The following is a 24,928-nucleotide window of genomic DNA, read 5'->3' on the forward strand; positions in this document are numbered from 1 at the left end:
ATGCAGCACGCGGAATCGCAGAAACAGCATAGAAACAACGTCGACCCAGCAGAAATTGCCAAGTTTGAAGAACTGGCTCACCGCTGGTGGGATCGCAACAGCGAGTTCAAACCCCTGCACGACATCAATCCGCTGCGCGTCAATTATATCGACGAGCGCTCACCGCTCGCCGAACGTCGGGTCGTGGATGTGGGCTGCGGTGGCGGCATTTTATCGGAAGCCATGTTTCAGCGCGGCGCCCGCGTTAAAGGCATCGACATGGGCGAAACACCCTTGAGCGTTGCCCGCCTCCACCAGCTAGAGTCCGGCGCCAAGGTCGAATACTTTCAAACCACCGCCGAAGAACTCGCCGCCGATGAACCCGGCAGCTACGACATCGTGACCTGCCTGGAAATGCTGGAGCACGTTCCCGACCCATCCTCTGTTATTCGCGCCTGCGCAGCGCTGTGCAAACCGGGTGGCGACATTTACTTTTCTACCATCAACCGCAACCCCAAAGCCTTTATGTTTGCGATTGTCGGCGCCGAGTATTTACTGAAAATGCTGCCCAAGGGCACCCACGACTTCAGCCGCTTCATTCGCCCCGCCGAACTGGGAAACTGGGTTCGCGATGCCGGCCTGCAAATGCAACATATGACGGGGCTCACCTATAACCCGCTGCTGCGCACTTATCGACTTAACGACAAAGACGTCGATGTAAACTATATGATCCACGTTAAGAAGCCCGCCTAATGCTGCACGGTGTATTGTTTGATCTAGATGGCACGCTACTTGATACCGCTGCCGACTTCACAGCGGTGTTAAACAGCATGCTCGACGAGCACGGCCGCGCGCCGCAAAGCTATGACGCGGTGCGCCGCAAAGTATCCGACGGCGCTCGCGCCGTCGTTAGCTTAGGATTTGAGCAAACGGAAGACAGTGATGGCTTTGCCGATTTGCTGAATGATTTCCTCGACCGCTATCTTGCCCAACTCTCGGTAAGCACAACCCTCTTTCCTGGCATGGCAGAGGTGCTGACACACATAGAATCACTGGGCTTAAAGTGGGGGATCGTCACCAATAAGCCGTCGCGCTTTACCGAGCCCTTGCTCTCAGCAATGCAATTATCAACGCGCTGCGGCACCGCTATTTGCCCCGACCACGTAACGCATCGCAAACCTCACCCAGAACCGATCTATTTAGCCTGCAAAGAAATTGACTGCCTGCCAGCAAACACCATCTACGTGGGCGACCATAAACGCGACATCGACGCCGGTCGCAATGCCAGCATGCGCACCGTCGCCTGCCGCTATGGCTATATCTCTGAAAATGACAGTGCAGATAACTGGGGCGCCAATTATATTGTCGACACAGCCAGCGATCTTATTCCACTGATCAGTCAATTACAGCAGTCATAAATCCGAGGATTCTACGTGCCTTTAAGCCTTCCCCCAGAATATATCGCCGCGCCGCAATGTCTTCAGAACAAAATCATTCTCGTGACCGGTGCCGGTGACGGTATTGGTCGCGCCGCCGCACTAAGCTATGCCCAACACGGCGCCACCGTGATATTGCTGGGACGTACAGTCGAGAAATTGGAAGCGGTTTACGACGAAATCGAAGCCGCGGCTTATCCGCAGGCGGCCATCTACCCTCTGCACTTACGCGGCGCAGTGATGAAAGATTATGAAGAATTGGCAAACACCATAGAACGGGAATTTGGACGCCTAGATGGCTTGCTGCACAACGCAGGTGTACTTGGCCAACGTCGTACCTTGGCCCAAACCACCGTCGACAGCTGGGACGAAGTTTTACACGTCAATTTAAGTGCGCCATTTATGATGACCCAAGCGCTCTTACCAATGCTAGCCGCCGCAGAGAACGCATCCATCATTCTCACCTCCTCCAGCGTCGGCCGCAAAGGGCGCGCCTTTTGGGGAGCCTATGCCATATCGAAATTTGGCACTGAAGGCATGATGCAGATCTTGGCTGACGAAGAATTTGACCTTAACAATACGCGCGTGAACAGCATCAACCCCGGCGCCACCCAAACAGTCATGCGCCGTACCGCCTATCCAGGCGAAAACCCGCAGGACAATCCGCTACCAGAAGTGATCATGCCGCTATACCTCTACTTAATGAGCGACGACAGTAAAGCTGTCAATGGCCAACAATTTGATGCCCAGCCAAAGGCGTAATGGTATAAAGGCACGACATGGCTTACTGCATTATTAAGGGCAGCTCTATAAATTGCTTGCGGCCTCTGGCTTACGGGCATTTTCTCCAGTAAGGCGCGCGATGCAGACGGGTGGGGCGGCCTTCCGCTGGTTGCCCGTCGAAGCAGCGCAACGCCGCTGGGGGAAATGCCCGTAAGCCCCGAAGGGCGAGCAGAGGCTACAATCAATTTATAGAGGTGCCCTAAGACTGAACTGCTGTGCATCGTGCCTGAATCCTAGCAGTAAAAGACAATAATAATTTACTAAATCTCAGCCTCCTTTTAATTGCCGTCATCGAAGCAACAAAGCATATAGCGCCTGCGAATAGACTTGAACCGGCACGAAAAACCAAAAGTCTCCTAAGTAACAAGGAAAATAAAATGAACGCAACGACGAATGTCTCTTTTGATCTTAGCAACAAAATCGCCTTGGTCAGTGGTGGTAGCCGCGGTATTGGTAAAAGCATCTGCAAAGCGTTGGCAGCCCATGGTGCGCACGTAATTGTGGCGAGCCGCAAAGCAGCCGACTGCGAACAAGTTGCAGAGGAAATACGTCAGGAACAGGGCAGTGCCGAAGCCATGGCTTGCCACATCGGCGATATGGAAAATATTGAGTCGGTATTTGAAGCAATAGAACGCAAACACGGCCGTTTAGATATATTAGTCAACAACGCCGCCGCCAACCCCTATTTCGGCCATATCACCGACACAGATTTAGCCGCCTTCAATAAGACCATAGACGTCAATATTCGCGGCTACTTCTTTATGTCGTCCATTGGGATCAAACTGATGGCCAAAAATGGCGGCGGTAGCGTCATCAATGTCGCGTCGATCAACGGCGTCAAACCCGGCGCCCTGCAGGGAATCTACTCGATCAGCAAAGCCGCCGTTATTTCAATGACCCAGGCGTTTGCAAAAGAATGCGCGACGATGGGTGTAAGAGTAAACGCCCTTTTACCTGGCTTAACGGACACCAAATTTGCGTCGGCTTTAGTTAAAAACGACGAAATTAGGGAAACTGTTCTGAAGGATGTGCCACTTCACCGCGTCGCAAAGCCAGACGAAATGGCCGGCGCAGTGCTGTATTTAGCATCCGCTGCATCGAGCTACACCACGGGAAGTTGTATTACCGTCGACGGCGGCTACTTATCCTAAACGGCAAAAATCCACTAGCCGCGCAAGGCGCCCTGCATCGCTTCAATTTGCTGATGATAATCGTCGGTCGCATCGAGTGTGACCGGCAATCCCAGCCGTTCGAATGCCGTTACGGTTGACCAGTCCACACTCGCTAAAGGATGCTGGGTGCCAAAATAACTGTGCAAATTGGCGACAGTGACTAAATCCACATAGTCGCCCTCCTTCGCTTGGCGGTTAAAATCCATATGCTGAGTCGGCACGATAACCAACTCATTGGCAAAACCCCAAGCCTCAAGAATGCGACTGCCCACCTCCGGGCTCAAACTGATTAATATTTGATCAAGCAATTCCGGATGATCACGTAAAAAGCCTCGACCTACTGCATAATTCAATACCGGCAAGGTGCCGACTTGGTGAACAATACCGGCAAGGGTCGCCATCTCAGGTTTTAGTTTAGTTTGGGATTTAGCAAGGGTGTGGCAAATGGCGGCGACATCTGTGCTGTGCATCCAGATGGCACGCATTCGCTGATTGAGCGCTTCTTTAGTCGACAAAAATATCTGCTGCATCGCTAGGGTCGTTACCAGCGTGCTGGTATAACCGAGACCTATGCGCCCAATCGCCGACTTCACATCGTGAATAGGCTGAAAACCACGCAATAAGGAGCTATTAGCAACGCGCAGAATACGCGTTGCGATTGAGCTGTCATTTTCGATAATCGTCGCCAACATCCCCACGCTGACATCTGGGTCACTTGCGGCCTCACGAATTTCTAAGGCGACCTCTGGCAATGTCGGCAAGACGATGGAGTCATTTTCAATCGCGTCCAACAAATCAAGCCGAACCTGTTCGATTAAGGGATTACTTAAAGACACATTGACGCGCTCGCAAGGGGATATAGAAAGAGACTAGCAGATGCCTAGCAAAGCCATCAGTGTTAAAAATACTTATGTGCAAAACAAAATGCCGAGACCTATTAAAAGGCCTGGCATTTCAGGTAAACACACCATTACTACAGTTAGGCTAGCGTGGCTTCAGCGGCGGCAAGCGCGCTTGCGGCATCGCACGTATAGCCTTGTGCGTTCATTGCCTCAGCCAAAGCCTTAAGCAATAAGCTGATGTTTTCCATTCTGGCACTGTAACCCATCAAACCGATACGCCACACTTTACCCGCGAGGTCGCCTAGACCTGCGCCAATCTCCAAATCATAGTTCGCAAGGAGATATTGACGAGTGGCGGCGTCATCCACACCCTCTGGGATATAAACACTATTCAACTGAGGCAGACGCTGTTCTGCCTTAACCACAAAACTAATACCAAGCGCTTCTAAACCGGCAGCTAAGGCGCCGTGCATCGCCGCGTGACGCTGCCATGCATTGTCCAAGCCTTCGTCTTGCAACATGACCAATGACTCGTGCAAGCCATAAAGTGCGTTGACCGGCGCGGTGTGGTGGTAAGCGCGCTTGCCACCCTCGCCCCAGTAACCCAGTATCAGGTTCATATCCAAGAACCAGCTTTGCACGGGATGCTTGCGCGCCTTTATAACGGCAACAGCGGCGTCACTAAAGGTCACCGGCGACAAACCCGGCGTGCACGACAGGCATTTTTGGCTGCCTGAATACACAGCATCCGCCTGCCACTTATCTACCAGCAAGGGCACACCACCCATTGATGTCACCGCATCTACAATGCTCAAGGCATTATACTTCTTGGCCAAAGCGCACAGCGCTTGCGCATCGCTCAGGGCACCCGTTGACGTCTCGGCGTGCACAAAGGCGAGAATTTTAACGTCGCTATTCGCTTTAAGCGCCTCTTCCACTGCAGCTGGCTCGACCGCTGCACCCCAGGGAAAATCAACACGCACTGCGGTGGCGCCACAGCGGGTCACGTTTTCAATCATGCGATTGCCAAACACCCCGTTTACACATACCAATACTTTGTCCCCCGGCTCGACCAGGTTTACAAAACAGGCCTCCATACCAGCGGAGCCAGGGGCGGATATCGGCAGGGTCAATTCATTGCTGGTCTGAAACGCATACTTAAGCAGGGTTTTGGTTTCATCCATCATGCCAATAAACAAGGGGTCCAAGTGCCCCAGCGTTGGCCGCCCGAGCGCCTCAAGAATACGTGGATGAACATCGGACGGACCCGGCCCCATCAGAGTACGACGAGGAGGATGGAAAGAGGAAATTGCCATAGTAAAATCTCACTGATCTGCCACGCCCAATCACATCGATGCAGAATAAACTGGGCCAAGAAAGTTGACGGTGATTATACCTGAAGACGGGGCCGTTTTAGAAACCGCCCTGCCTGTACTTATATTTCTGCAAACGCAGATAGTGGCCGCCATTCTAGCTCATTCAAAAAGGCCCGTAGCAATCGGTAATGGTCGTAGTGGAAGTCCAGTTGTTGCTCGCATCTCGCGGCCGCCTCAGCAAGACTCAGCGCCGCCGATCCATCTACTTCCCCGCGCTGACACGGCGAAAGTGTTTGACGATTCGCATCCAAGATAAACGAGCCGTAATGCCGCCAGTCATTCACCAGATGCCACTCGGCGAGGCCCGCGTCATTACACTCGTAAATTAACACGGCTTCCGCAAAAGGCCAGGGGGTATATAGATAGTCGGCGAACGCAGACGTTAGCCGTGAAATCGGCACAGCTAAATCAGCGGGAGCACTATTCTCAACATCCTCTTTACCATCACTATCACGACAATCAATGTCATCACAAACAGAGCAGTCACAGCGCTGCACCTCGCTTAGCAGCGCCAACTGCGAAAGGCATAAATCATGGTCTTTTGCTAAGACTACAAGACGGGCTTTGGCCTGTTTTCGATCGCGAAACAACACCACCGATTCACCACTCTGAGCAATATCGTTTGGCAGTCCCGAGCGCAAACGCAGACTATGGCCGCCGCTATCAATGCTCACAAAACGAACACAGCAGGGCTTGCCCACCGCCTTGGCACTGCGCTGCATTTGCGGCTTTTCATGCCGCAAGGCAGCGCTTAGGTAGAGCCCTGCCGACAGCTCACCGGCGTGCGCCTGCCACTGCAGTCCGGCCACCTTGCGCGCTAACTTTGTCGCCTTGCTATCGCCGGCACTATTGGTGAAATGGCTAAGTATCTGCTCTTGCAGAGAGCTGGCAGCGCCCAAATACAGCAGCTCCCCCGCCTCTCCCAGCAATCGATACACACCTGCCCGGCTGGGAATAACATCAAATTCCGTTTGGCTAATAGATGGCGGCAATACTGGCAGACCTAGCAATAAACCGACCTCAAAATTAAATACCGCTTCGCCAACATCTCGCCGCGCAAAATCCAAAAACGCCTTCATCGCATCGACATCGGCCATGGCGCGGTGATGAACTTCGGAATGAAAACCAATCCGGTGACAAATGGCTTCTAAGCCATGCTTCGGCCACTCTGGGTAAAGGGTGCGCGCAAGCTTTAGCGTACACAGCACAGGCGGATCATATTGGCGACCAAAACGGGCAAAGTTAGCGCGTAAAAAACCCGCATCAAACCGCGCATTGTGGGCAACCAATATTGCATTCTCTAGGTGAGACCACAGCACATCCTGCACATCACTGAATACCGGTTTGCCCCTAACCATGGCGGGAGAAATACCGGTTAGCCCCTGAATAAAAGACGGAATACTACACTGCGGATCAATAAGTGACTGCCACGCCCACTCTTCGCCGCCACTAAAATCGATTTGGCGAACCGCCACTTCCATGATTTGATCATGGGCAGCTTGGCCCCCGGTGGTTTCTAAGTCGACCAGCGCAAAACGCACATCATCTAGCACGCAAAACCTCGTCGACAGTTACACGCATGTTCATCGAGCAGCAAACTAAGCATCTATTTTCCAGTCATTCACGTATTAAAACGCTATTATGAGTAATCGGTATCTAACTCACCAGCCTTGGCATATCGACGTGTTGAGTTGCGAATTACAGAAAATGCCAAGAAGATGCTCCTTTCGGTAGATTAAGACATGGCTATCGAAATTATCAAACCAACACGGGATTAACACTATGCGCCAACTATCAGTGCTGCTATTCATTTTGATCGCCATCTCTTCACGCTCCCAAGCCGCAGAGAAAGGCTGGCAATGCCCCGACGATCTAAAGCAATCTCGCCCCACCCTTGAAGCCGGCGATCTCAATTTATGCGACACGGTAAAAAGTGCGAAAGCAATATTGGTAGTCAACACCGCAAGCATGTGTGGCTTTACTCCTCAGTTTGAGGGCCTTGAAGCGCTATACCAGGAATTTAAAGAACAGGGTTTACTGGTATTAGGTGTACCCACCGCCGATTTTGGTGGCCAGGAGTATGAAAAAGCCGAGAAAACTGCCAAAGTTTGCCATGCGAATTACGGTGTTAGTTTTCCTGTTTTTCATAAATCCTGTATTCGCTGTGACAAGCCAGATCCACTGCTAAAACTGGTAGCCGATGCCAGCGGCACCCCGCCCAAATGGAATTTTTATAAATACGTCTTTGACCCTGCGACTGGAGAGACAGAAAGCTTTAGTTCAATGACAACCCCAGACTCAAAATCACTACGCGCCGCCGTAAGCAAGTTACTGCCGAGCGAGTAACGCAGCGGAATTATGTTCAGCTACCGCCAACCGTTCTGGAAATATGTTGCCGCCATTGCTTTTTGTTTGCCCCTTTTCCTCTCTGGCTGTTCAGATAGCAGCGAGCTAGAAAATCACTGGCGAGACTATCTCACCAGGCTTGCTCGCGTTCTCGACAGAGAGGCGAGCGCGTCGCCGCAAGAAGCTTCTCTGCACTTCCCTCGGCCGCGGGACATCGCAATCACCTTTGCCGATAGCAATATCGATCTCTTGGACTTCCTTCGCATGCGGCAGTGCGCGCTGCGGGAAACTATCGCGGAACGCAACAGCATCCTTGGCCGACACGGTGACGCGAGTGCGAAACTGATATTTGATTTGCGCTTTCTCAGTGAGGCAGAAACGTGTATTGACATTTTACACAGCGAAGGCAAGGCATCCCTTGCCGCAACGCTGCGCGAGGCCGCAAACCTGAAACAGCGTGAGCTTCCAAACCGGCTCTTTGCCGCTGGCATCGCCGGTGCTGAGTTTCGTGAATTCTGGCAGGCACCGCCAGATTTGCGCAGCTACCACCCCGATCGCGGAGACGATCCAAGTATAGCGGCGCTGGCGCGTTGGAATCGCTGGCAACAGCAATGGTTAGCAGGCAATTGGCAGCACGACACGGACGAGATTCTCAGCACCTTGGGAAAAATAAGGCTGGGAGATGGCGGCGCGCTGCTAAAAGCCCAGCAACTTAACACCGCCAAACTCAAGGCTGCCGCAGATATTATTGAGCAGCGTCTAGTGGGTCGCCCGCTATGCTTGAAAGCGTCGCCAACTCCCGCCGCCAATCAGTTTCGCAATGTCTTAAGCAGCTATTTTATTACGCAGATTCAACAGCAAGCCAGCCTGATAAATCGCCATCAATTCGCCATACTGAGCGAAATGACGCCAATCGAAAACGAATTGCTGGCGGCCATGCGCGCGAATGAACTGCCTGTCCCCACCGCTTACCTAGACTGGCTTAAGAAACGCAGCGAGCTCCTGGACAAGGCCACCGACGCCCAGCGCCAACATGTAGAGCGCGCCGGCGCCCTGCTGAGCCAATGCGGATTGGCTCCGGGCACCTAAGGATTTAACGCCGACGCTGTTCCATCCGGCGCAGAAAAACCTCCATCACCGAGTCGTAAAGGCCGTCGCCCAGAAACAGGTCTTCCACCCCTGAATCAATACTAGGATTGTCATTCACTTCAATCACCACAACGCGGTTTTCAGACTGCTTTACATCTACGCCGTAGAAACCATCGCCAATTAATTTGCACGCCTTTACCGCTACATCGATAACCTTCTTTGGCGCCTCGTAAGTTGGCATGGTGTCAAAGCCACCAGACTGACTTTTGCTGCTGCTGTGCTTATAAATTTGCCAGTGATTGCGGACCATATAATAGCGACAGGCGAACAAGGGCTTGCCGTCTAACACGCCAATACGCCAATCGTAGTCGGTGTACATAAATTCCTGAGCGAGCAGCAGGGCCGATTTATCAAGTAAGCGCTGGCTTTCACTGACGAGGCTAGCCCAATCTTCCACCTTTACCACCCCGCGAGAAAACGCGCCATCTGGCACCTTCAATACAATGGGATAGCCCAAAGTCTCGGCGATGCGCTGCAGCTCCTCAGGATTATCGCGACGCAAAAATTCGGTGCGTGGCGTCGGCACTTTGTGGCTGCTAAGCAAGTCAGCCAAATAGATTTTATTGGTGCAACGCAAAATAGAGGTGGGATCATCCATCACCACCAAACCCTCTGCCGCCGCCTTTTTAGCAAAACGGTAGGTGTGATGGTCTACGGATGTGGTCTCGCGAATAAAGAGACCGTCGTACTCAGGCACACGCAAATAATCCTTTTTGGTAATCAGCTCCGCCGATATGCCCAGCTGCGCCGCCGCCTTGGTGAATTTGCGCAGTGCGCCTTTATCGCTGGGGGGCAGTTTTTCTTCAGGATCAACCAGTATCGCCAAATCGTAGCGAAAGCTTTTTCTGGCTTTGGGCTTGCGCCACATCTTGCTGCTGAAACGCTCAAAGGTCGACGCGAAAGCTTCCTGTTCACCGCCGGGCTTAAGTGATTTGAGTCCAATCATTTGCAGTTTTTTAATCTGCCAGCGGTGTTTATATTCTAAGGAAATTTCAATTAAGGGTGACGGGAAGCGCTCAAATACCGCTTTGGCTATCGCGGCATACTCTGGAGCCAAACACTCGCCGAACCAGCTTCTGACACTCAAGGTGTCACCGCTCTTGGCCGCAGGCAATTTGGCGAGCAAGGGTTCCACCCCCTCCAACAAGATATCCGACAGCGATTTTCGCGCCAGCTCACTCAGGGTATTCACCGATGGCAACACATTGTGGCTGCGAGCTTCCGCCAATAGCGAACAATAGTAACCGGTGCCTAAATAGCGATAGCTTTTGCAAAGATTAATGACCCGCACCCGCTCACCGCTACTCTGCGTCACGCGCTCTAGATAGTCATCAAAGGTGATAACATCCTGACTGGGATAGTAGGGAGACCAATCTTTTAGGTCATCAACTACAACAAAAAAACGCGACATCCGGCAAATCCTAAGGGAATAAACAATGACCGGCATTCTGCGACCAATTTATACCATTAACAATATGCCGATGATGATTGTGTCCAGTAAATATTGCGCAGTATGATCCACTCTTTAGCGGGGCTTATGCGTACGATGTATTTAGGTTTATTCACGTCCCCCTGCCAACACTCTTCCTAATAGCGGCGAACTTCTTATGCGCTCATGTACTATTGCCTAATGAATATTATTCGCGCCGCCACCAAAGAAGATCTCGATGCCCTCGAAGCCATAGAGCAGCGCTGCTTTAGTGGCGATAAACTCTCGCGCCGCAGTTTTAAAAGCCTCATTAAACCTGGCGCTCATTCCAGTTCCGTCATTTTAAGTAACGGTGTGCCAAGCGGTTACAGCATCGTTTTATTCCGCACCGGAACCAGCCTGGCGAGACTTTACTCCGTTGCCTTAGATCCCGACTTTCGTGGCCAAGGGCTTGCCCAACAATTATTAGCCCACGCCGAAACCCAGGCCCGCGAACGCGACTGCCTGTTTATGCGCCTGGAAGTCCGCGTAGACAACCCCGCGGCCATTGCACTCTATGAAAAGCTGGGCTATTTGGCATTCGACCGGATTGAGGACTATTACGAAGACGGCTGCACAGCGCTGCGCTTTGAAAAACGCTTACAGGCAGAAACCGGTTCGCTTATTACCGAGCCACCGGTCTACTACCGGCAAACCACCGAATTCAGCTGTGGGCCAGCCGCGCTGATGATGGCAATGCGCAATATCGACACGACATACCCCATCAGTCGCCGTGAGGAATTACAAATATGGCGCGAAGCGACCACCATCTTCATGACCACCGGACACGGCGGCAGCTCGCCCCACGGCCTGGCGCTATCAGCGTTAAAGCGCGGCTTTAATGCGCGTTTATATATTAACCGCAGCGGCACGCCGTTTATCGACAGCGTGCGCAGCGAAGAGAAACGTCAGGTCATCGAGCTAGTACACCAAGACTTTAGCGAGCAGCTGCAGCACTACCCCGCCAGCCTCGAAATTAATCCTTTGGGGCCAGCACAGTTTCGCGAGATTCTCGAACGTCACGACCACGTCATTGCCCTTATCAGCACTTGGGCCTTAAACCGCAATCGGGCTCCCCACTGGGTCTATGTCAGTAAGTCAGACCAACACTTTGTGTATATCAGTGACCCAGATACCAATGATAGCCGCTGGCAAAGCGAGACTGACTTTATGCATGTGCCCATCAGCATAAATGCCTTCATCAATATGGCCAGCTTTGGACGCAACCGGCTGCGCTGCCTGCTCGCCATTCAAACCCCGGACTCGGAGTGACCCATAGCGCATGAGTAATCAATTAGATCGACAGTATCAAGAGTCGCTCAAGGAGCTTTCTGAATCGCTCATTGCTATTCAAAAGCCCATCCTCATTCTCGATTCAATTAAATGGCCACAAACGATTGAGCAGCAATACTTTAAAGACAAGGCGGAGAAATTACCCGCCGTGGACAGAGACTACTATCTACGCAACCCGCTAAATTTTGACCCTGCGAGTAAAAGTGCTGAGCTTAGCCAGTTGCATAAGCAAGTTGAACAGCGCCTTGGCAAGAATGATCCGCTGGGCAATATACTGGCGGAAACCATCGAACAGTACCTGACGGTAATCAAGCTGGTTGAGAATCGCGGCAAGCCAGAATTTTTGCAGGCCAGTCGGGAGCTGTACGGCTCGGCACGCGACCACTTGCGCGGCGATAAACTGACCCTCATCGAAATGGGGCAGCGCCTCTGCCATATTTTCTCACTGCCCGCTGCCAAACACCTCGCGGCCGCCTACCCTAAAAATATCAACGCCGAGGCGGCCGTGACCGCCCTGCAACAGCGCTTACAACCTTACTTTGCCGAGAGTGCATTTACCGTTAGGGAAACCGATGGCATCGTCTCCGACGCATCGGCGGGTGGCGACTGCATCAAGGTCAACACCCACTCATCCTTCTCCACCCTGGATTTGCAGGTACTCGAAGTACACGAAGGCTGGGTTCACGTCGGCACCACCTTAAATGGTCGCAATCAGCCCTGGGCAACGTGGCTAAGTGTTGGGTCACCGCGGATTACCGCCCTTCAAGAAGGCTTGGCGGTATTAATTGAAACCCTGACCTTTAGCTCCTTCCCTGATCGCGCGCGGCGGATTAGCGACCGTGTCGTCGCCATTGATATGGCGGAAAACGGCGCAGATTTTTTAGAGGTTTACCGCCACTTTGTCGCACAGGGCTTAAGTAATCACGACAGCTACAAAATCGCACAGCGGGTTTTCCGCGGCGGTATGGTCGAAGGCGGCAGCTGCTTCACCAAAGATCTGTCTTACGTAAAAGGCTTTGTGGAAACCGTGAATTTTATTCGCAGCGCCATTCTCGCCGACAAACCAGAGTTACTCCCCATGCTCTTTGTCGGCAAAGTTGCACTGGACGATATACCCGTACTCCATCAATACCAGCAAGCTGGCTTAATCAAAGCGCCCCGCTACTTACCCCCCATGTTTCGAGATATTAACGGTCTATACGTGTGGTTTGGATTTTCGAGTGGCATGTCGCTATTGGACTTGGAGCGCGTGCAGATACATTTCAAAAATTTATTTGAGCAAACTAATTTCGTACCTCAATAGCCAATAAAAAAGGCGGACTAAGCCGCCTTCTATTGCCCCCAATGTGGGGCATTAATCTACATTTTAGTGCAAATTCATAAAATCGCACTCAGCTTATACGCACCAACTTGCTGCATTTAAACCGTCATTAGCCACCTACTCGCTGGACAGTTTGCTTTGCCTCATAGGAACTCGTAGTTTGACCTGGGTAGATTGGCGACTCAGTAGTCACGTATTCATCAACCGCCGACTTAACCACGATTCGACCATTCACATCTTTATGAACATCGCAGTGGTAGCTATAGGTACCCGGATTATCAAACTGCAAACTGTAGGTGTCGCCCTTCCAGCCTTTAGTCCAAATACGAGTGCCCGGTACGCCGTCAAAGGTAATGTCGTGGGATATCTCATCGTAGTTCGTCCACGTTACCTGTGTACCAACCGGCACCACCAATTCCATTGGCTTGGCGTGGAAGGTAGAGATATACACATTCGTTGGTTTGGGCTCAGAAAGTACCAAAGTGCCGACCAGTTTCAACTCAACACGACGGTTGCTGGCTCGGCCCTGCGACGTCGCGTTATCAGCCAAAGGTTCCGTTAAACCAAAGCCTTGCGCGACTAACTGATTGGGGTTAACCCCCGCAGAAACAAGGTAATATCGCACAGATTGCGCCCGATTTTGCGACAGGTCCATATTGTAATCGGCGGCACCAATTGAATCGGTATGGCCCTGCACCGCGACCTTAATCGTTGGATTTTCTTTTAGCTCACTTGAGACCTTATCAAGAAACGCAAAGGACATTTCTTTTATACGTGCAGAATCCGTATCGAAATGTATTTCGCGCAAGATTAAGGTGTCACCCTGCTTGCAACCATCGAGTTCCAGCGCCGAATTCGCCGTTGGCGCTTTGCACAAACCACCAGCGGCAAAACTAAACGGCGCCCACGCGAACACCCCTGCTACTATCAATAACCCAAATTTCATTTTCTTCATATGACCCCCGTCATGAAGCGCCGCCGCCGATTACGTGTAAGCAAACGATAATCTGAACGACTTAACGCACTAAAAAGCTTCAAATAAATTGTGACTAAATGTGTGACCCAATGCAGATCACAACCGGGGATAGCAAAATACGAGCCGACTTCACAAAATTAGCCCTTCGTGCCTTAAGCAAGGGTCAGAAAGCCAGCAGAACTTAACAAGGTAGGAGTAGCACAAGCAGCGTTGGCGAGACTCAAAAGACGCGAGTCCAAGAGCAAAAAAAGCGCCTAACCAAGGCGCTCTTTGATTCAGAATATTTAACCGTATATGCAAAGGTAAGCGGTGTTAACACCCACCTGCAGATCAAAATGACTATTAGCCGGAACATCAAAGCCCTGGCCTGCGCCAAAAGTCTGCCAGTCGCTTTGCCCCGGTAGTAACACGGTTAAGGCGCCGCTAATCACTTCCATACGCTCGGCCGCCTCGGTACCAAAACGATACTCGCCGGCTGCCATCACGCCAACTGAAGCAGGTTTGGTTTCTGTCGCAAAACCCAGAGACTGAACTTTCTCATCAAAATAGCTATTGTGCTTAATCATATACGTATCCTAAAGGGACAAAAAAACCGCGTCATCATACGCGGCCTTTTCCTCAGGCACCAGTGCGCGGCGACGCAACTATTCGGCGGTCACGGCCGGCATTGGCGCTGCGACAGCGTGATGATCACGGCCGAGATACATATACATCGCGGGCACCACAAACAAAGTAAACAAGGTACCTATGCTCATACCAGAGGCGATAACCATACCGAGTGAGAATCGCGATGCCGCACCTGGCCCGGTCGCCAGTAACAGCGGAATCATTGCCACAACTAATGCTGCAGTGGTCATCAATATCGGCCGCAAGCGGATAGACGCCGCGTCCTCAATCGCGTCACGCTTAGACAAACCCTGCTCCTGCAGACGGTTGGCAAAGTCGACAATCAATATCCCGTGCTTTGAAATTACACCGATGAGGGTTACCAAACCAACCTGGGTGTAAATATTCAAGGTCATACCTGAGAAATTGGTTAGCTGCATCCCGTTGGTCATAGCAAAAATATTCAGCGTAAGGAGAGCCCCACAAATCGACATTGGCACGGTAACCAGGATGATCAAGGGGTCACGATAAGACTCAAACTGCGCCGCCAATACTAAATAGATAATGATTAAGGCAAAACCGAAGGTCGCCAGTAACGCCGACCCTTCTTGCTTAAACTGACGTGAACTCCCCGCGTAATCGATTTTAAATCCGGCGGGCATTTCATCGCGGGCAATTTCTTCCAGCAGCGCTAAGGCTTGGCCCTGCGAAACATCAGGGCGTGGTACCGCAACGATGGTATTCGAGCGCAGCTGCTGTGCATGAGATAAGAATCGCGGTTTGACCTTATCACTAAACGTGGCGATGGTTGATAACGGCACTAAATCCCCGCTACCAGTGCGCACATAAAACTCACCTAACTGCTTAGGGTTTAATCTGGCATCTCGAGTGACTTGGGTAATCACCTTGTAAGACCGTCCTTGAAATGCAAAGCGATTCGCTTCAGCACCCGCCATCATGGCGGCCAGGTCTGCGCTCAAGGCATCCATATCGACACCTAGCAGCGCTGCTTTATCACGATTAATATCAATGGCGGCCTCAGGGCGATCAATATTCAAACCGGGAGCGACGAAGAAAAATCGATTACTCGCCAAAGCCCTTTCAACAACTTTATTGCCGACATTCGCCATGGTTTGCGCGTCGGCAGTTGACTTGAGTACAAACTCAACAGGGTAGCCCTGACCAGGCGTTGGCAGCGGCGGCGGCTGAAATATTGCCGCTCGAACGCCAGGGATTTTTTGAAATTCCGCGTTCACCTGATCGGTAATCTGCCCCATGGATTTATCGCGATTATCCCACTCGTCAGCGATCATTCCCATAAACGCGGTATTCGTGCCACCACCGGTGTTCATAGTAAAGGCAAAAATATGTTCTACATAGTCATTGCCAAGCGCAATTTCCTGGCTCTGCTTAAAGTAGTGTTCCAGGTACTGCTGCGATGAATAACCGTCTGTTTCATGTAAAGATCCTGCAAAACCAAAATCCTCCGCGGGAGCTAATTCGGACTGGCTTGACGTGAAAAGGAAATAGCACGAAATCAACACAATTAAGCCGAAAACCCCAATAACATGCCGCTGATCTAGGGCGCTGTGCAATTTCCGCCGATATCCTTGCCGCCAATTTTCAAATTTTTCATCGAGGAAATGCACCAGACGGCTACCGGAAGTATCGTCTCTGGACGGCTGTAAAATCTTCGCACACATCATCGGGGTCAGTGTGAGCGCGATAACGCCCGAAATTAAAACAGCGCCCGCCAAGGTAAAGGCGAACTCAGTAAACAAGGTGCCCGTGATACCCGTTAAAAAACCAATCGGGGCATACACCGCAACCAGAGTAATGGTCATTGAAATAACTGGCCCAACCAGTTCTCTCGCACCTATCAACGCAGCCTTTTCCGGCTCCAAGCCCTCTTCAATATGTCGGTGAATGTTTTCTAATACTATGATGGCGTCATCCACGACCATGCCAATGGCTAAGACCATCGCCAACAGTGTAAGCAGGTTTATCGAAAAACCCATGCTATACATCAAAAACAAGGCGCCAACCAAAGATAAGGGAACCGTAACGGCGGGAATTAAGGAACTTCGAATTGAGCCGAGGAATAGGAATATCACCACAATTACAATCAAGACTGCTTCAATCAGCGTGGCCCTAACGTCACTGATGGCGTTGCTGACGTAGACTGTACTGTCAAAGCCAACCTCCCCCTCAAGCCCCTCTGGAAGCGCTCTAAATATGGCCGGAAGTACTTCTCGCACCTCTGCCATCACATCGAGCAAATTGGCGTTGGGGCGGACCGTCAACGCGACAAACAAGCTGGGGCGACCATCCCATCTAGCACTGCTATCGTAGGTTTCCGAACCTAATTTTACATCGGCCACATCCTGAAGACGGACCAAGGCATCGTCGCTTGAGCTGACTACCATTTGCCGAAACTCATCGACATTGCGCAGATCCGTTGCCGCCGACAAACCCACCTTCACGTAATTACCATTGGTTGTACCAACCGCCGACAACACGTTTTGTTTACGGATCTCGGCAAAAACCTCGCTGGCAGTTAAATTGTAGGCCACTAATTTTTCCGGCTTCAGCCACACGCGCATTGCGTAGTTTTGTGCACCCAAAATCTGGGCCTTTTCAATACCGGCAATAGCGGCAATTTCAGGCTCAACGACTCGAACCAGATAATCGGTAATCTGGCTCTCACTTAAAATGTCTGAGAAAAACGAAATATACATAGCGGCGGTGGCGCTGCCGTCCGCCAATTGAATAATTGGATCTTCAGAACCTTCCGGCAACTGGTTGCGAAGCTTACCCACTTTTGCAGATATTTCAGTTAAGGCTTCATTGGCATCTTTATCTAAGCGCAAATTTGCAGTGATAGTTGAAATACCTTGCCCAGATTGTGAGGTTAAGAAGTCAATGCCATCCGCAGACGCTATTTCTCTCTCTAGCGGCGTGGTCACAAACCCTTCAACCAGCTCTGGGTCAGCACCGGGGTACGCAACCGTTACGGTAAGCTGGGCGTTCTGTAACTCTGGGTATTCGCGCACGGTTAAATCTAGTCCCGCACGCAGACCAAGGAACAAAATAACCAGGCTCACCACCACAGCGAGCACTGGACGTTTTACAAAAATATCTGTGAAATTCATCTATTCTCTCAGCTTACTAGCGCACGCAATGCTCGGGATTTTATGGTGTGCTTACCACGCACCGTATCAACGACCCACCTCAGCCCTGAGGTGGGCTCGGATTTAACTGGGGCGCTAGCGCATTGCTATTATCAATAATAACCGGTTGTTTATTTCGCAATTTAAGCAAACCACTACTAGCTACTTCGTCACCCACTTCAAGTCCCTTACTAACCGCTATATAGTCGCCTCGGGCATCGCCCAAAGTGACAAAGCGTTGAATGACTTCAAGATCCGTATAAGGGCCCATCATAGGATTGGGCTCATCTGGCGGCGGTAGCGCTTCGGGATTTTTTTGCACCACAAAAACAGAGTCACCATAGGAGGTATAATTCACCGCAGAACGGGGGATCACCGTCACCTCATTGCTGTTTGGCAAATTCACTACCACGGTGGCAAACAAGCCAGGCTTTAGCTTTCCTTCAGCGTTCGATAAACGCGCACGAACGTCCACATTGCGTGTCTGTGGATTCACTTTTGGCTCGATTGCTAGCACTTGGCCTTCATATGTTTCATCGCCGTATGCATCTACCGTAACGGCAACTGTTAAGCCCGGCTCCAAGATAGACAAGTAGCGCTCGGGAATTGAAAAATCAACATCAATAGGGTCCAATTTCTGCAAAGTGGCTATAGCGACACCCACACCTAAATACTGACCAACATTGACCCGACGTATACCCAGTTGGCCATCAAATGGCGCTTTAACCGATTTTTGTTCCAAGCGACCTTTTTGCGCCTGTACGGCTGCGAGCGCGACATTGGTTTCTGCAACTGCCGTGTCGAACTCAGATTTCGAGATCGATTTACCCTTATACAACTGCTCGCTGCGCTTACGGTTCAATTCCGTCAACTCAGCCTGCGCCTGTAATCGCTTTAAGTCACCCTGCTCACTGGCTGACGCCATACTCAGAAGAAGATCACCCTGTTTGACCTTATCGCCAGAATCGAAATAAATATTGGTGACAACACCATCCACTTCCGCGGTGAGATCAGCGCCATTGACCGCCACTAAACTACCAACAGATTGCAAGCGGCTCTCCCAGGTCATCGCCTCGGCTTTCGCACTAGATACCGTCACCGCGGCGGGCGGCATAGCATTTAAAAATTCGTTCATCTGCTTCGAGCCGAACCACTGCATGCCGAATACGCCGCCGAATAATACTGCGCTCAGCAGCAGCATAATAACCATCCGCCTGCTCATAAACTTTCCCTATACAATCTAAAGTTTGGAATTTTCGAAAAATGTTGTACACAAAAAAAACCATCTGTCAGCACTTTTCATCAAAAAATTAGTTAATTAAAACGCTGGGTTAGACACTTTTAAAATTGGCTCAAAAAGTAGCACTGTCTTGCAGAAAGGTCGAGCACTGCTGACTTTTATTACCACAGCGTAATCGTTAATACACAGTAACTTAAATGTGTGCGATCGGTAAAAACAACGCGCTAAAGCGCACTTTCGCCACCGATCTGCACGGAAGAATTTAAACCAAATCTTCAAGGGCTTCATCCAGTTCGTAGCTTGGAATGAGGAACGACATGCTTTCAGACTGGACGCCCGTCAGGGTGTCCCGAATGGGTTTATCAAACCCAACATGGTGAGATGCTCTCCACTGCTTGTTGGGTATGACTCGGCGCATCCGCGCCTCGACCTAACGGCCAGCAGAGCTGCCCAAATTTGTTCCACACAAATTTGTCGCTACCGCTCCACCCAAGCTACCGAGTCACACGTCATTTTCAATTTGAAGGAGTACTGGCACCATACCAGACACTTTCATTACTGATCTGTTCGAAAGCATGTAAAACTAATCATCGAGGGAGTCATCTAGCACGGCAGGCGTCAGTTCCTTGGTGCGGTACTTCATCTCTGCCGAAAACCTGGCCATTTTGTGAATCGTCATCGCTCACAGCACGATGACGTTTTTTGAAATTTAGAAACGAGTCTTTAATCTGACCATTCCAAATACAGAGTTTATCCAGTTAGCTATTACTGCATAAGACTGATAGCAGGTACCCAAGATCTACTGAAATACCGGGCGGAAAAAACTGCGCTCATAGCTGACAATGCATTTTGTGGTGCGAGCATATTCGAATGCCTCTTTGCAGGCCACATCTTGAAATGATTTATTCCGGTACACCTCATACTCGGCAAAACTAGGAAATGTAAACAAGGCTAAGGCGACATTGTTCGCACCTTCCGACGGCAAAAAATAGCCGTGATGACTTCCACCAAACTTTTCAACCAAGGGAATCCAGAGTTTGCCGTAATGCTCAAACTCAACAAGTTTCTCGGGATCCACAACGTAACGGATATAGCAGGTAATCATTGGTTGGCCCTGTAGCTCAAACTGATATTTAGTATCTAGTCGGCGGTACGCCTAATCCCCATACACGAGCTTCTTTATAACCATCCGTACCACACGAAACAAGCCTATCTAGTACCTTCACACCACTTTAATTATCTCTGCTGCGGTCATTTGTTTGCCCAGCGAGGCAGAAGAAGTGCAGCGTAGCGAGCCTATATAAAAGAAGCGAATGTGTCCTTAGCGTCAGGCGTCGGCGCAGCGTGATGCGACGTACTTCAGAGCCCAGGGCGACGGGATCCTCAATCGAGTTAAGGAGAACGGCTTCGCAAGTTGAAAATGACGGACAGGAAGGTTGAGGATAACGGCAGTGCTGAGGAGAACGGCGCCACACCAAGTCATCCCCGGCGTCGATCGTGGATCCAGCGACAGCGAATGCTGTGGGTACTATGCCTTCGAGAAAGCGCCTCGCAATGAACCTCGATAGGGCTAACTGAATACCGCAAGATCATGCTGCCGGAGCACTCGTGGTCAACAAATAAGCTCAATAGATGCCGCAGCGGCAATGTCCGGTGATTCTTCTTATATTAAATACCTGCACGCACTGCTCTACTTACAACCTCTATACAATGAAATGTAGGCGCATGAAAAGTGCTTAGAATCATCAGAAATCCTCGTCATCGGCGCCGGTGTAGTTGGACTCTGCACCGCCCATTACTTATACAAAGCAGGACATGCCGTGCTAGTTTTAGAGCGGCGCTTAGGCTCCGGACTGGAAACAAGCTTTGCCAATGCGGGCATGTGCACACCCAGCATGTCCGATCCATAGAATGCGCCGGGCGTTCATTGGACGCTATTGAAATACCTGGGCCGAAACGACGTGCCCTTATTATTGCGCCCCACTGCGATGCGGCAATACCTGTTCTGGGGTTTACGCTTTCTAAAATTCTACACTCCACAGCGTTTTGACAACGCCATGCGCACCAACTTTGCCTTGTCGTCATAAAGTCTGCAGCGCTTGACCGAAATGCACACCAAGCCGAGTCTAGACTATGAGCACCGCACGACCGGTACCATGAAGGTTTTTCGCAGCCAGACTAGTTTCGACAGAGCGGCAAACGACTGTGAAAAACTGAAGGACTTTGGGCTGTCGTTTGCCCTTACGAATCAACAGCCGGCATTGAACCTAGAATCAGTTCTGAACTGGCAATGCTATCGGCATGTCTCGACGTTGACAGAAAGCTAATCTGCCGACCGAGTTATCCAGAGGTAGTGGCACAGTAGACGCATTAAGCGCAACGTCAAGATCGCTGACATGCCATTGGGAGCCAAGGTATCGCGCAGCGCCTGAACGTCATAAGGCTTGCGACTATAATTAACGGCTTTCACCACTCCATCTAACCAACACCTATAGCTCTAACGGTACAACGTTGCAGCGTTTACATTTGCTTGCAAGACTCGATCTCTAAAAATATCTTGTCCGCCGCCGCGAGGGTGATGTATAGGAAGGCTATGAACTAAACAGCAACATAACGGCTAGCTTTAGTATTTCTTTGCTCACGACTCATTTCATGTCATCGCCTTAGCCCAAGTCCGCGCAATACAGACCAAGGCGATCGCAAATAAAATTAGCCGCCATCTGGCCCGCATCTAGCCGATATCATCAACACAAAATGACCGAGTCTAAACCTTTTATAACGTGACATTCCCATTGGGGACGGCGAGTATAGAGACTATAAGAATATCAACGTACAGCATAAGATAGTTGAGGGGAGAAGCAATATGCGTATTCACGCGTTAATTATTACCTGCATCAGCCTATTAATCGTGAGCGGCTGCGGCGGCGGAAGTAGCTCTCGCGGCGCGGATAGCGGCAATGGTGGAGATGGCAACGCTAGCCCACAGTACAACGTGGAAGTGCGTCGCACATCCTTCGGCATCCCTCATATCAAGGCCAGCAATTACGCCAATATGGGCTACGGCTACGGCTACGTTCATGCACAAGACAACCTCTGCATTCTGGCTGAAGACCTGTTAACCATTCGCGGTGAACGCGCCAAATATCTGGGCCGCGACGGCACTTACACCATTGTGGCTAATGGCTCCACAGCCAATAACGTTGATTCAGATTTCTTCTGGAAGTTCATCGCCACCGATGAAGCCATCGCGCCACTAAAAAACAGTGATCAACAGGCGATCGACGCCACTGAGGGCTTCGTGGCTGGCTATAACCGCTACGTGAAAGAGCTTAACGCTGGCGAGCACCCCGGTCGCCATTTGGCGTGTCGCGATGAGGCCTGGCTTACGAAAATAACCGCGGACGACATGTTCCGCCGATACTTTCGGCTTACGCTGCTGGCCAGCTCATCTGTGTTTGTAAATGAGGTCTCTCAGGCCAAACCACCGGGGCCAGACAATCTGCCCCTTCCCGTTGACCTGGACGATATTCTCGCACTGGACCCCGGGGCCTTGCCGCTCTCAGGCGGACTACCTATTGGCAGTAATATGTATGCGCTAGGGCCCGATGCCGTCAGTGAAGAGTCCCTGCTATTGGGCAATCCACACTTTCCGTGGACAGGCACCGAACGCCTCTATTTAACGCACCTAGAACTACCCGACGCTGAGATTATGGGCGCATCCTTATATGGCGTGCCTGCGGTATTAATCGGTTTCAATGAGCATTTTGCCTGGAGTCATACCGTCTCCACCGCCTACCGCTTTACTTTTTACGAACTGACCCTGAACCCAGCAGACCCCACCCAATACCTCTATGACGGCGAAATGCGAGATATGGAGTCGAGCGAGGTATCGATCGACATCTTAGAAGACGACGGCACAAGTACTAGCGAAACCCGCACATTGTATCGTTCGCATTACGGCCCCATGCTTGAACTCGCGGTCTCCGGTGTACCAGTGCTTGAATGGTCCCCCCTTAAGGCGTATACCCTGCGCGACGCAAATGCTGAAAACGACAGTCTTATGAACCAGTTTTTTAGCTGGAACAGGGCGCAAAGCTTTGAGGAGTTTGTTGACCTGCACGGCAGTGTTCTCGGCGTACCGTGGGTCAACACCGCCGCCACTGGCCCCGGTAAACCAGCCTATTACGGCGATGTCACTGTCGTCCCCAATGTCTCTGATGCCAAGGTACAGACCTGTGGTGCTCTGCCCTTACAAGCCGTGCTGGGACAGCTAATGCCCGGCTTACCCATCCTCGATGGCTCGCGGTCAACCTGCGAATGGGACAGCGATGAAGACGCTCCTCGGCCGGGCATTTTTGGACCGGCAAATCTCCCCAAAATCACTCGTAATGACTGGGTCCACAACTGCAACGACAGCTACTGGATCAGCAATCCTGCAGAACCACTGACTGGCTTTGCCGCCATCATTGGCGATGAAGGTACCGAGCGCACCCTGCGCACCCGGCTGTGTATGCAGCAAGTCATCAAACGTCTGGATGGCAGCGATGGCCGCCCCGGCGACCGCTTTGATTTGGAAACATTGCAGGAAGTCGCGCTGGACAGCGCCGTTCTATCTGAGCAGCTTGCACGCCCGTCGTTGCTGAGCAGCTATTGTGCCCTGCCGTTGCCACTGCTAAGCACCGGGGGAGCACCGGTAGACACCAGCGCGGCTTGTTCAGTACTCGCGACGTGGGATGGCAAAAACAATCTAGATTCTGTCGGCGGGCATATCTGGCGTGAATTCTGGCGTAACACTGGTGGACCGTTGCCGATCGCCACCCCTATCGATGACCTGCTGTGGTTAACGCCGTTCTCCGCTAGCGACCCAGTTAACACCCCCGCCAGCTTGAACGTACTCAATCCCATTGTGGCCACCGCCTTCGCCGATGGCATACAGAAAGTCCTCGATTCATCCTTCGAACTAGATACACCGATGGGCCAAATTCAGCACTCGGGAGTGCACGATAGCATCATCCCCATCTTTGGCGGCGAAGGCTTCGAAGGCTCATTCACCATTGCCAACGCGCGTAGTGGTGGACTAGAAGAAGACGGCTACAACATCACTTATGGCAACAGCTACATCCAAACTGTTACATGGGATAATGCCGGTAACCCAGTTGCCGAGGGCTTCATCACCTACTCCCAATCTGCCGATCCAGCCTCGCCGTATTATAAGAATATGACCGAGGCCTATTCCGCCAAGCAGTGGATCAAATTCCCCTATTTAGAAGCAGATATCGCAGCAGACACCGTCGAAACACTTAATTTATCGGAATAAATTTTACGACATCGGCAGCCGTCTGAAGCACCAGCCGTCGGAGATCCACCCGACGGCTTTTTACAGTAGCCTAACATTGAGCTGTCCCCAATAAACGCATCCACCGCCAGTTAAGGACCAAACTCCAAAGGTTTACGGCAAATTGACAAAAATCAAAGTTGAGAACGATGGCAGTAATAATGAATAGCTGGGGATTTGAAGATGAGTGAACGTATAATCTGGACCTTAGTCTGGGTACCGCAAGGTCCCTGAGATTTGAGGCTGAGATGGGTCTGCCAAGACCTCCAATATCGGGTACACACCGTTCCCTTCGAAAATCGCGCGTCCCACCATCTCTGACATTAACAGTTTGAGCAAGCACCATCTTACCGCGGAGAGCTCACGCTTGCCTGCTGCACCTAGCGCAAAATCCACCACGCGAATACCAAGCGATACTGGTAGCGAATCGCAAACT

19 protein-coding genes are annotated in these 24,928 nt (G+C 51.2%); 10 read left to right on the top strand and 9 right to left on the bottom strand.

Annotated features, from left to right (window positions below; all coding sequences use genetic code 11):
- From ubiG to KXJ70_RS02885, 4 genes are all read left to right on the top strand, one after another.
- On the top strand, positions 1-732 hold the full coding sequence (ubiG, locus tag KXJ70_RS02870; protein ID WP_219041938.1) for a bifunctional 2-polyprenyl-6-hydroxyphenol methylase/3-demethylubiquinol 3-O-methyltransferase UbiG: 732 nt from the start codon (positions 1-3) through the stop codon (positions 730-732).
- Positions 732-1,397, top strand: a complete 666-nt coding sequence (locus KXJ70_RS02875; protein ID WP_219041939.1) for an HAD-IA family hydrolase — start codon at positions 732-734, stop codon at positions 1,395-1,397. Before ubiG ends, KXJ70_RS02875 begins: the two co-directional genes overlap by 1 nt.
- 15 nt (positions 1,398-1,412) lie before the next feature.
- The gene (locus KXJ70_RS02880) at positions 1,413-2,177 is read left to right on the top strand and encodes a YciK family oxidoreductase (protein WP_219041940.1); all 765 of its coding nucleotides are present in this window, start codon (positions 1,413-1,415) and stop codon (positions 2,175-2,177) included.
- 398 nt (positions 2,178-2,575) lie between these two features.
- Complete coding sequence (locus KXJ70_RS02885; RefSeq protein WP_219041941.1) at positions 2,576-3,349, top strand: SDR family oxidoreductase; 774 nt, start codon at positions 2,576-2,578, stop codon at positions 3,347-3,349.
- Positions 3,350-3,363: 14 nt separating this feature from the next.
- On the opposite strand, the gene KXJ70_RS02890 is transcribed toward KXJ70_RS02885, so the two are convergent.
- From KXJ70_RS02890 to KXJ70_RS02900, 3 genes are all read right to left on the bottom strand, one after another.
- Positions 3,364-4,206 carry an HDOD domain-containing protein gene (locus KXJ70_RS02890; RefSeq protein WP_219041942.1) on the bottom strand — a complete coding sequence of 281 codons (843 nt, stop codon included), beginning with the start codon at positions 4,204-4,206 and terminating at the stop codon, positions 3,364-3,366.
- A gap of 143 nt (positions 4,207-4,349) precedes the next feature.
- Complete coding sequence (locus KXJ70_RS02895; RefSeq protein WP_219041943.1) at positions 4,350-5,528, bottom strand: pyridoxal-phosphate-dependent aminotransferase family protein; 1,179 nt, start codon at positions 5,526-5,528, stop codon at positions 4,350-4,352.
- A gap of 119 nt (positions 5,529-5,647) precedes the next feature.
- Positions 5,648-7,141, bottom strand: a complete 1,494-nt coding sequence (locus KXJ70_RS02900) for a 3'-5' exonuclease family protein (RefSeq protein ID WP_219041944.1) — start codon at positions 7,139-7,141, stop codon at positions 5,648-5,650.
- Positions 7,142-7,370: 229 nt separating this feature from the next.
- On the opposite strand from KXJ70_RS02900, the gene KXJ70_RS02905 reads away from it, so the two are divergent.
- Both KXJ70_RS02905 and KXJ70_RS02910 read left to right on the top strand, forming a co-directional pair.
- On the top strand, positions 7,371-7,934 hold the full coding sequence (locus KXJ70_RS02905) for a glutathione peroxidase (RefSeq protein ID WP_219041945.1): 564 nt from the start codon (positions 7,371-7,373) through the stop codon (positions 7,932-7,934).
- Between the two features lie 12 nt (positions 7,935-7,946).
- Positions 7,947-9,023 carry a DUF3080 family protein gene (locus KXJ70_RS02910; RefSeq protein WP_219041946.1) on the top strand — a complete coding sequence of 359 codons (1,077 nt, stop codon included), beginning with the start codon at positions 7,947-7,949 and terminating at the stop codon, positions 9,021-9,023.
- Positions 9,024-9,027: 4 nt separating this feature from the next.
- On the opposite strand, the gene KXJ70_RS02915 is transcribed toward KXJ70_RS02910, so the two are convergent.
- Positions 9,028-10,494 (bottom strand): RimK family ATP-grasp domain-containing protein, encoded by a 1,467-nt coding sequence (locus KXJ70_RS02915; RefSeq protein WP_219041947.1) that lies wholly within the window; start codon positions 10,492-10,494, stop codon positions 9,028-9,030.
- Positions 10,495-10,713: 219 nt separating this feature from the next.
- Here KXJ70_RS02915 and KXJ70_RS02920 point away from each other — a divergent pair, with 219 nt between their 5' ends.
- Together KXJ70_RS02920 and KXJ70_RS02925 are read left to right on the top strand one after the other, a co-directional pair.
- The gene (locus tag KXJ70_RS02920; RefSeq protein ID WP_219041948.1) at positions 10,714-11,823 is read left to right on the top strand and encodes a GNAT family N-acetyltransferase/peptidase C39 family protein; all 1,110 of its coding nucleotides are present in this window, start codon (positions 10,714-10,716) and stop codon (positions 11,821-11,823) included.
- 10 nt (positions 11,824-11,833) lie between these two features.
- Positions 11,834-13,147 carry a flavohemoglobin expression-modulating QEGLA motif protein gene (locus KXJ70_RS02925; RefSeq protein WP_219041949.1) on the top strand — a complete coding sequence of 438 codons (1,314 nt, stop codon included), beginning with the start codon at positions 11,834-11,836 and terminating at the stop codon, positions 13,145-13,147.
- A gap of 127 nt (positions 13,148-13,274) precedes the next feature.
- On the opposite strand, the gene KXJ70_RS02930 is transcribed toward KXJ70_RS02925, so the two are convergent.
- From KXJ70_RS02930 to KXJ70_RS02950, 5 genes are all read right to left on the bottom strand, one after another.
- Positions 13,275-14,120: an OmpA family protein gene (locus tag KXJ70_RS02930; RefSeq protein ID WP_219041950.1), complete on the bottom strand. Its 846-nt coding sequence runs from the start codon at positions 14,118-14,120 to the stop codon at positions 13,275-13,277.
- 305 nt (positions 14,121-14,425) lie between these two features.
- Positions 14,426-14,707 (bottom strand): pyrimidine/purine nucleoside phosphorylase, encoded by a 282-nt coding sequence (ppnP, locus tag KXJ70_RS02935; RefSeq protein ID WP_219041951.1) that lies wholly within the window; start codon positions 14,705-14,707, stop codon positions 14,426-14,428.
- 78 nt (positions 14,708-14,785) lie between these two features.
- Complete coding sequence (locus tag KXJ70_RS02940) at positions 14,786-17,899, bottom strand: efflux RND transporter permease subunit (protein WP_219041952.1); 3,114 nt, start codon at positions 17,897-17,899, stop codon at positions 14,786-14,788.
- Positions 17,900-17,978: 79 nt separating this feature from the next.
- The gene (locus KXJ70_RS02945) at positions 17,979-19,139 is read right to left on the bottom strand and encodes an efflux RND transporter periplasmic adaptor subunit (protein WP_255558171.1); all 1,161 of its coding nucleotides are present in this window, start codon (positions 19,137-19,139) and stop codon (positions 17,979-17,981) included.
- 817 nt (positions 19,140-19,956) lie between these two features.
- Entirely contained in the window at positions 19,957-20,262 is a 306-nt protein-coding gene (locus KXJ70_RS02950) for an NIPSNAP family protein (protein ID WP_219041953.1), read from the bottom strand.
- Positions 20,263-20,917: 655 nt separating this feature from the next.
- Between KXJ70_RS02950 and KXJ70_RS19505 the strand changes: the two genes are divergently transcribed.
- Positions 20,918-21,067 (top strand): FAD-dependent oxidoreductase, encoded by a 150-nt coding sequence (locus KXJ70_RS19505; RefSeq protein WP_369409758.1) that lies wholly within the window; start codon positions 20,918-20,920, stop codon positions 21,065-21,067.
- Positions 21,068-22,020: 953 nt separating this feature from the next.
- The gene (locus KXJ70_RS02960) at positions 22,021-24,474 is read left to right on the top strand and encodes a penicillin acylase family protein (protein ID WP_219041954.1); all 2,454 of its coding nucleotides are present in this window, start codon (positions 22,021-22,023) and stop codon (positions 24,472-24,474) included.
- Positions 24,475-24,928: the final 454 nt, after the last annotated feature.

This window comes from Zhongshania aquimaris, from assembly GCF_019312595.1.
GTDB classification, from domain to species: Bacteria; Pseudomonadota; Gammaproteobacteria; order Pseudomonadales; family Spongiibacteraceae; genus Spongiibacter; species Spongiibacter aquimaris.

Excerpts from the sequence above, each read along its gene's own strand:
- ubiG (WP_219041938.1), top strand. The coding sequence starts at position 1 with ATGCAGCACGCGGAATCGCAGAAACAGCATAGAAACAACGTCGACCCA.
- KXJ70_RS02875 (WP_219041939.1), top strand. The coding sequence starts at position 732 with ATGCTGCACGGTGTATTGTTTGATCTAGATGGCACGCTACTTGATACC.
- KXJ70_RS02885 (WP_219041941.1), top strand. The coding sequence starts at position 2,576 with ATGAACGCAACGACGAATGTCTCTTTTGATCTTAGCAACAAAATCGCC.
- KXJ70_RS02895 (WP_219041943.1), bottom strand. The coding sequence starts at position 5,528 with ATGGCAATTTCCTCTTTCCATCCTCCTCGTCGTACTCTGATGGGGCCG.
- KXJ70_RS02905 (WP_219041945.1), top strand. The coding sequence starts at position 7,371 with ATGCGCCAACTATCAGTGCTGCTATTCATTTTGATCGCCATCTCTTCA.
- KXJ70_RS02910 (WP_219041946.1), top strand. The coding sequence starts at position 7,947 with ATGTTCAGCTACCGCCAACCGTTCTGGAAATATGTTGCCGCCATTGCT.
- KXJ70_RS02915 (WP_219041947.1), bottom strand. The coding sequence starts at position 10,494 with ATGTCGCGTTTTTTTGTTGTAGTTGATGACCTAAAAGATTGGTCTCCC.
- KXJ70_RS02920 (WP_219041948.1), top strand. The coding sequence starts at position 10,714 with ATGAATATTATTCGCGCCGCCACCAAAGAAGATCTCGATGCCCTCGAA.
- KXJ70_RS02925 (WP_219041949.1), top strand. The coding sequence starts at position 11,834 with ATGAGTAATCAATTAGATCGACAGTATCAAGAGTCGCTCAAGGAGCTT.
- KXJ70_RS02930 (WP_219041950.1), bottom strand. The coding sequence starts at position 14,120 with ATGAAGAAAATGAAATTTGGGTTATTGATAGTAGCAGGGGTGTTCGCG.
- ppnP (WP_219041951.1), bottom strand. The coding sequence starts at position 14,707 with ATGATTAAGCACAATAGCTATTTTGATGAGAAAGTTCAGTCTCTGGGT.
- KXJ70_RS02940 (WP_219041952.1), bottom strand. The coding sequence starts at position 17,899 with ATGAATTTCACAGATATTTTTGTAAAACGTCCAGTGCTCGCTGTGGTG.
- KXJ70_RS02945 (WP_255558171.1), bottom strand. The coding sequence starts at position 19,139 with ATGAGCAGGCGGATGGTTATTATGCTGCTGCTGAGCGCAGTATTATTC.
- KXJ70_RS02950 (WP_219041953.1), bottom strand. The coding sequence starts at position 20,262 with ATGATTACCTGCTATATCCGTTACGTTGTGGATCCCGAGAAACTTGTT.
- KXJ70_RS02960 (WP_219041954.1), top strand. The coding sequence starts at position 22,021 with ATGCGTATTCACGCGTTAATTATTACCTGCATCAGCCTATTAATCGTG.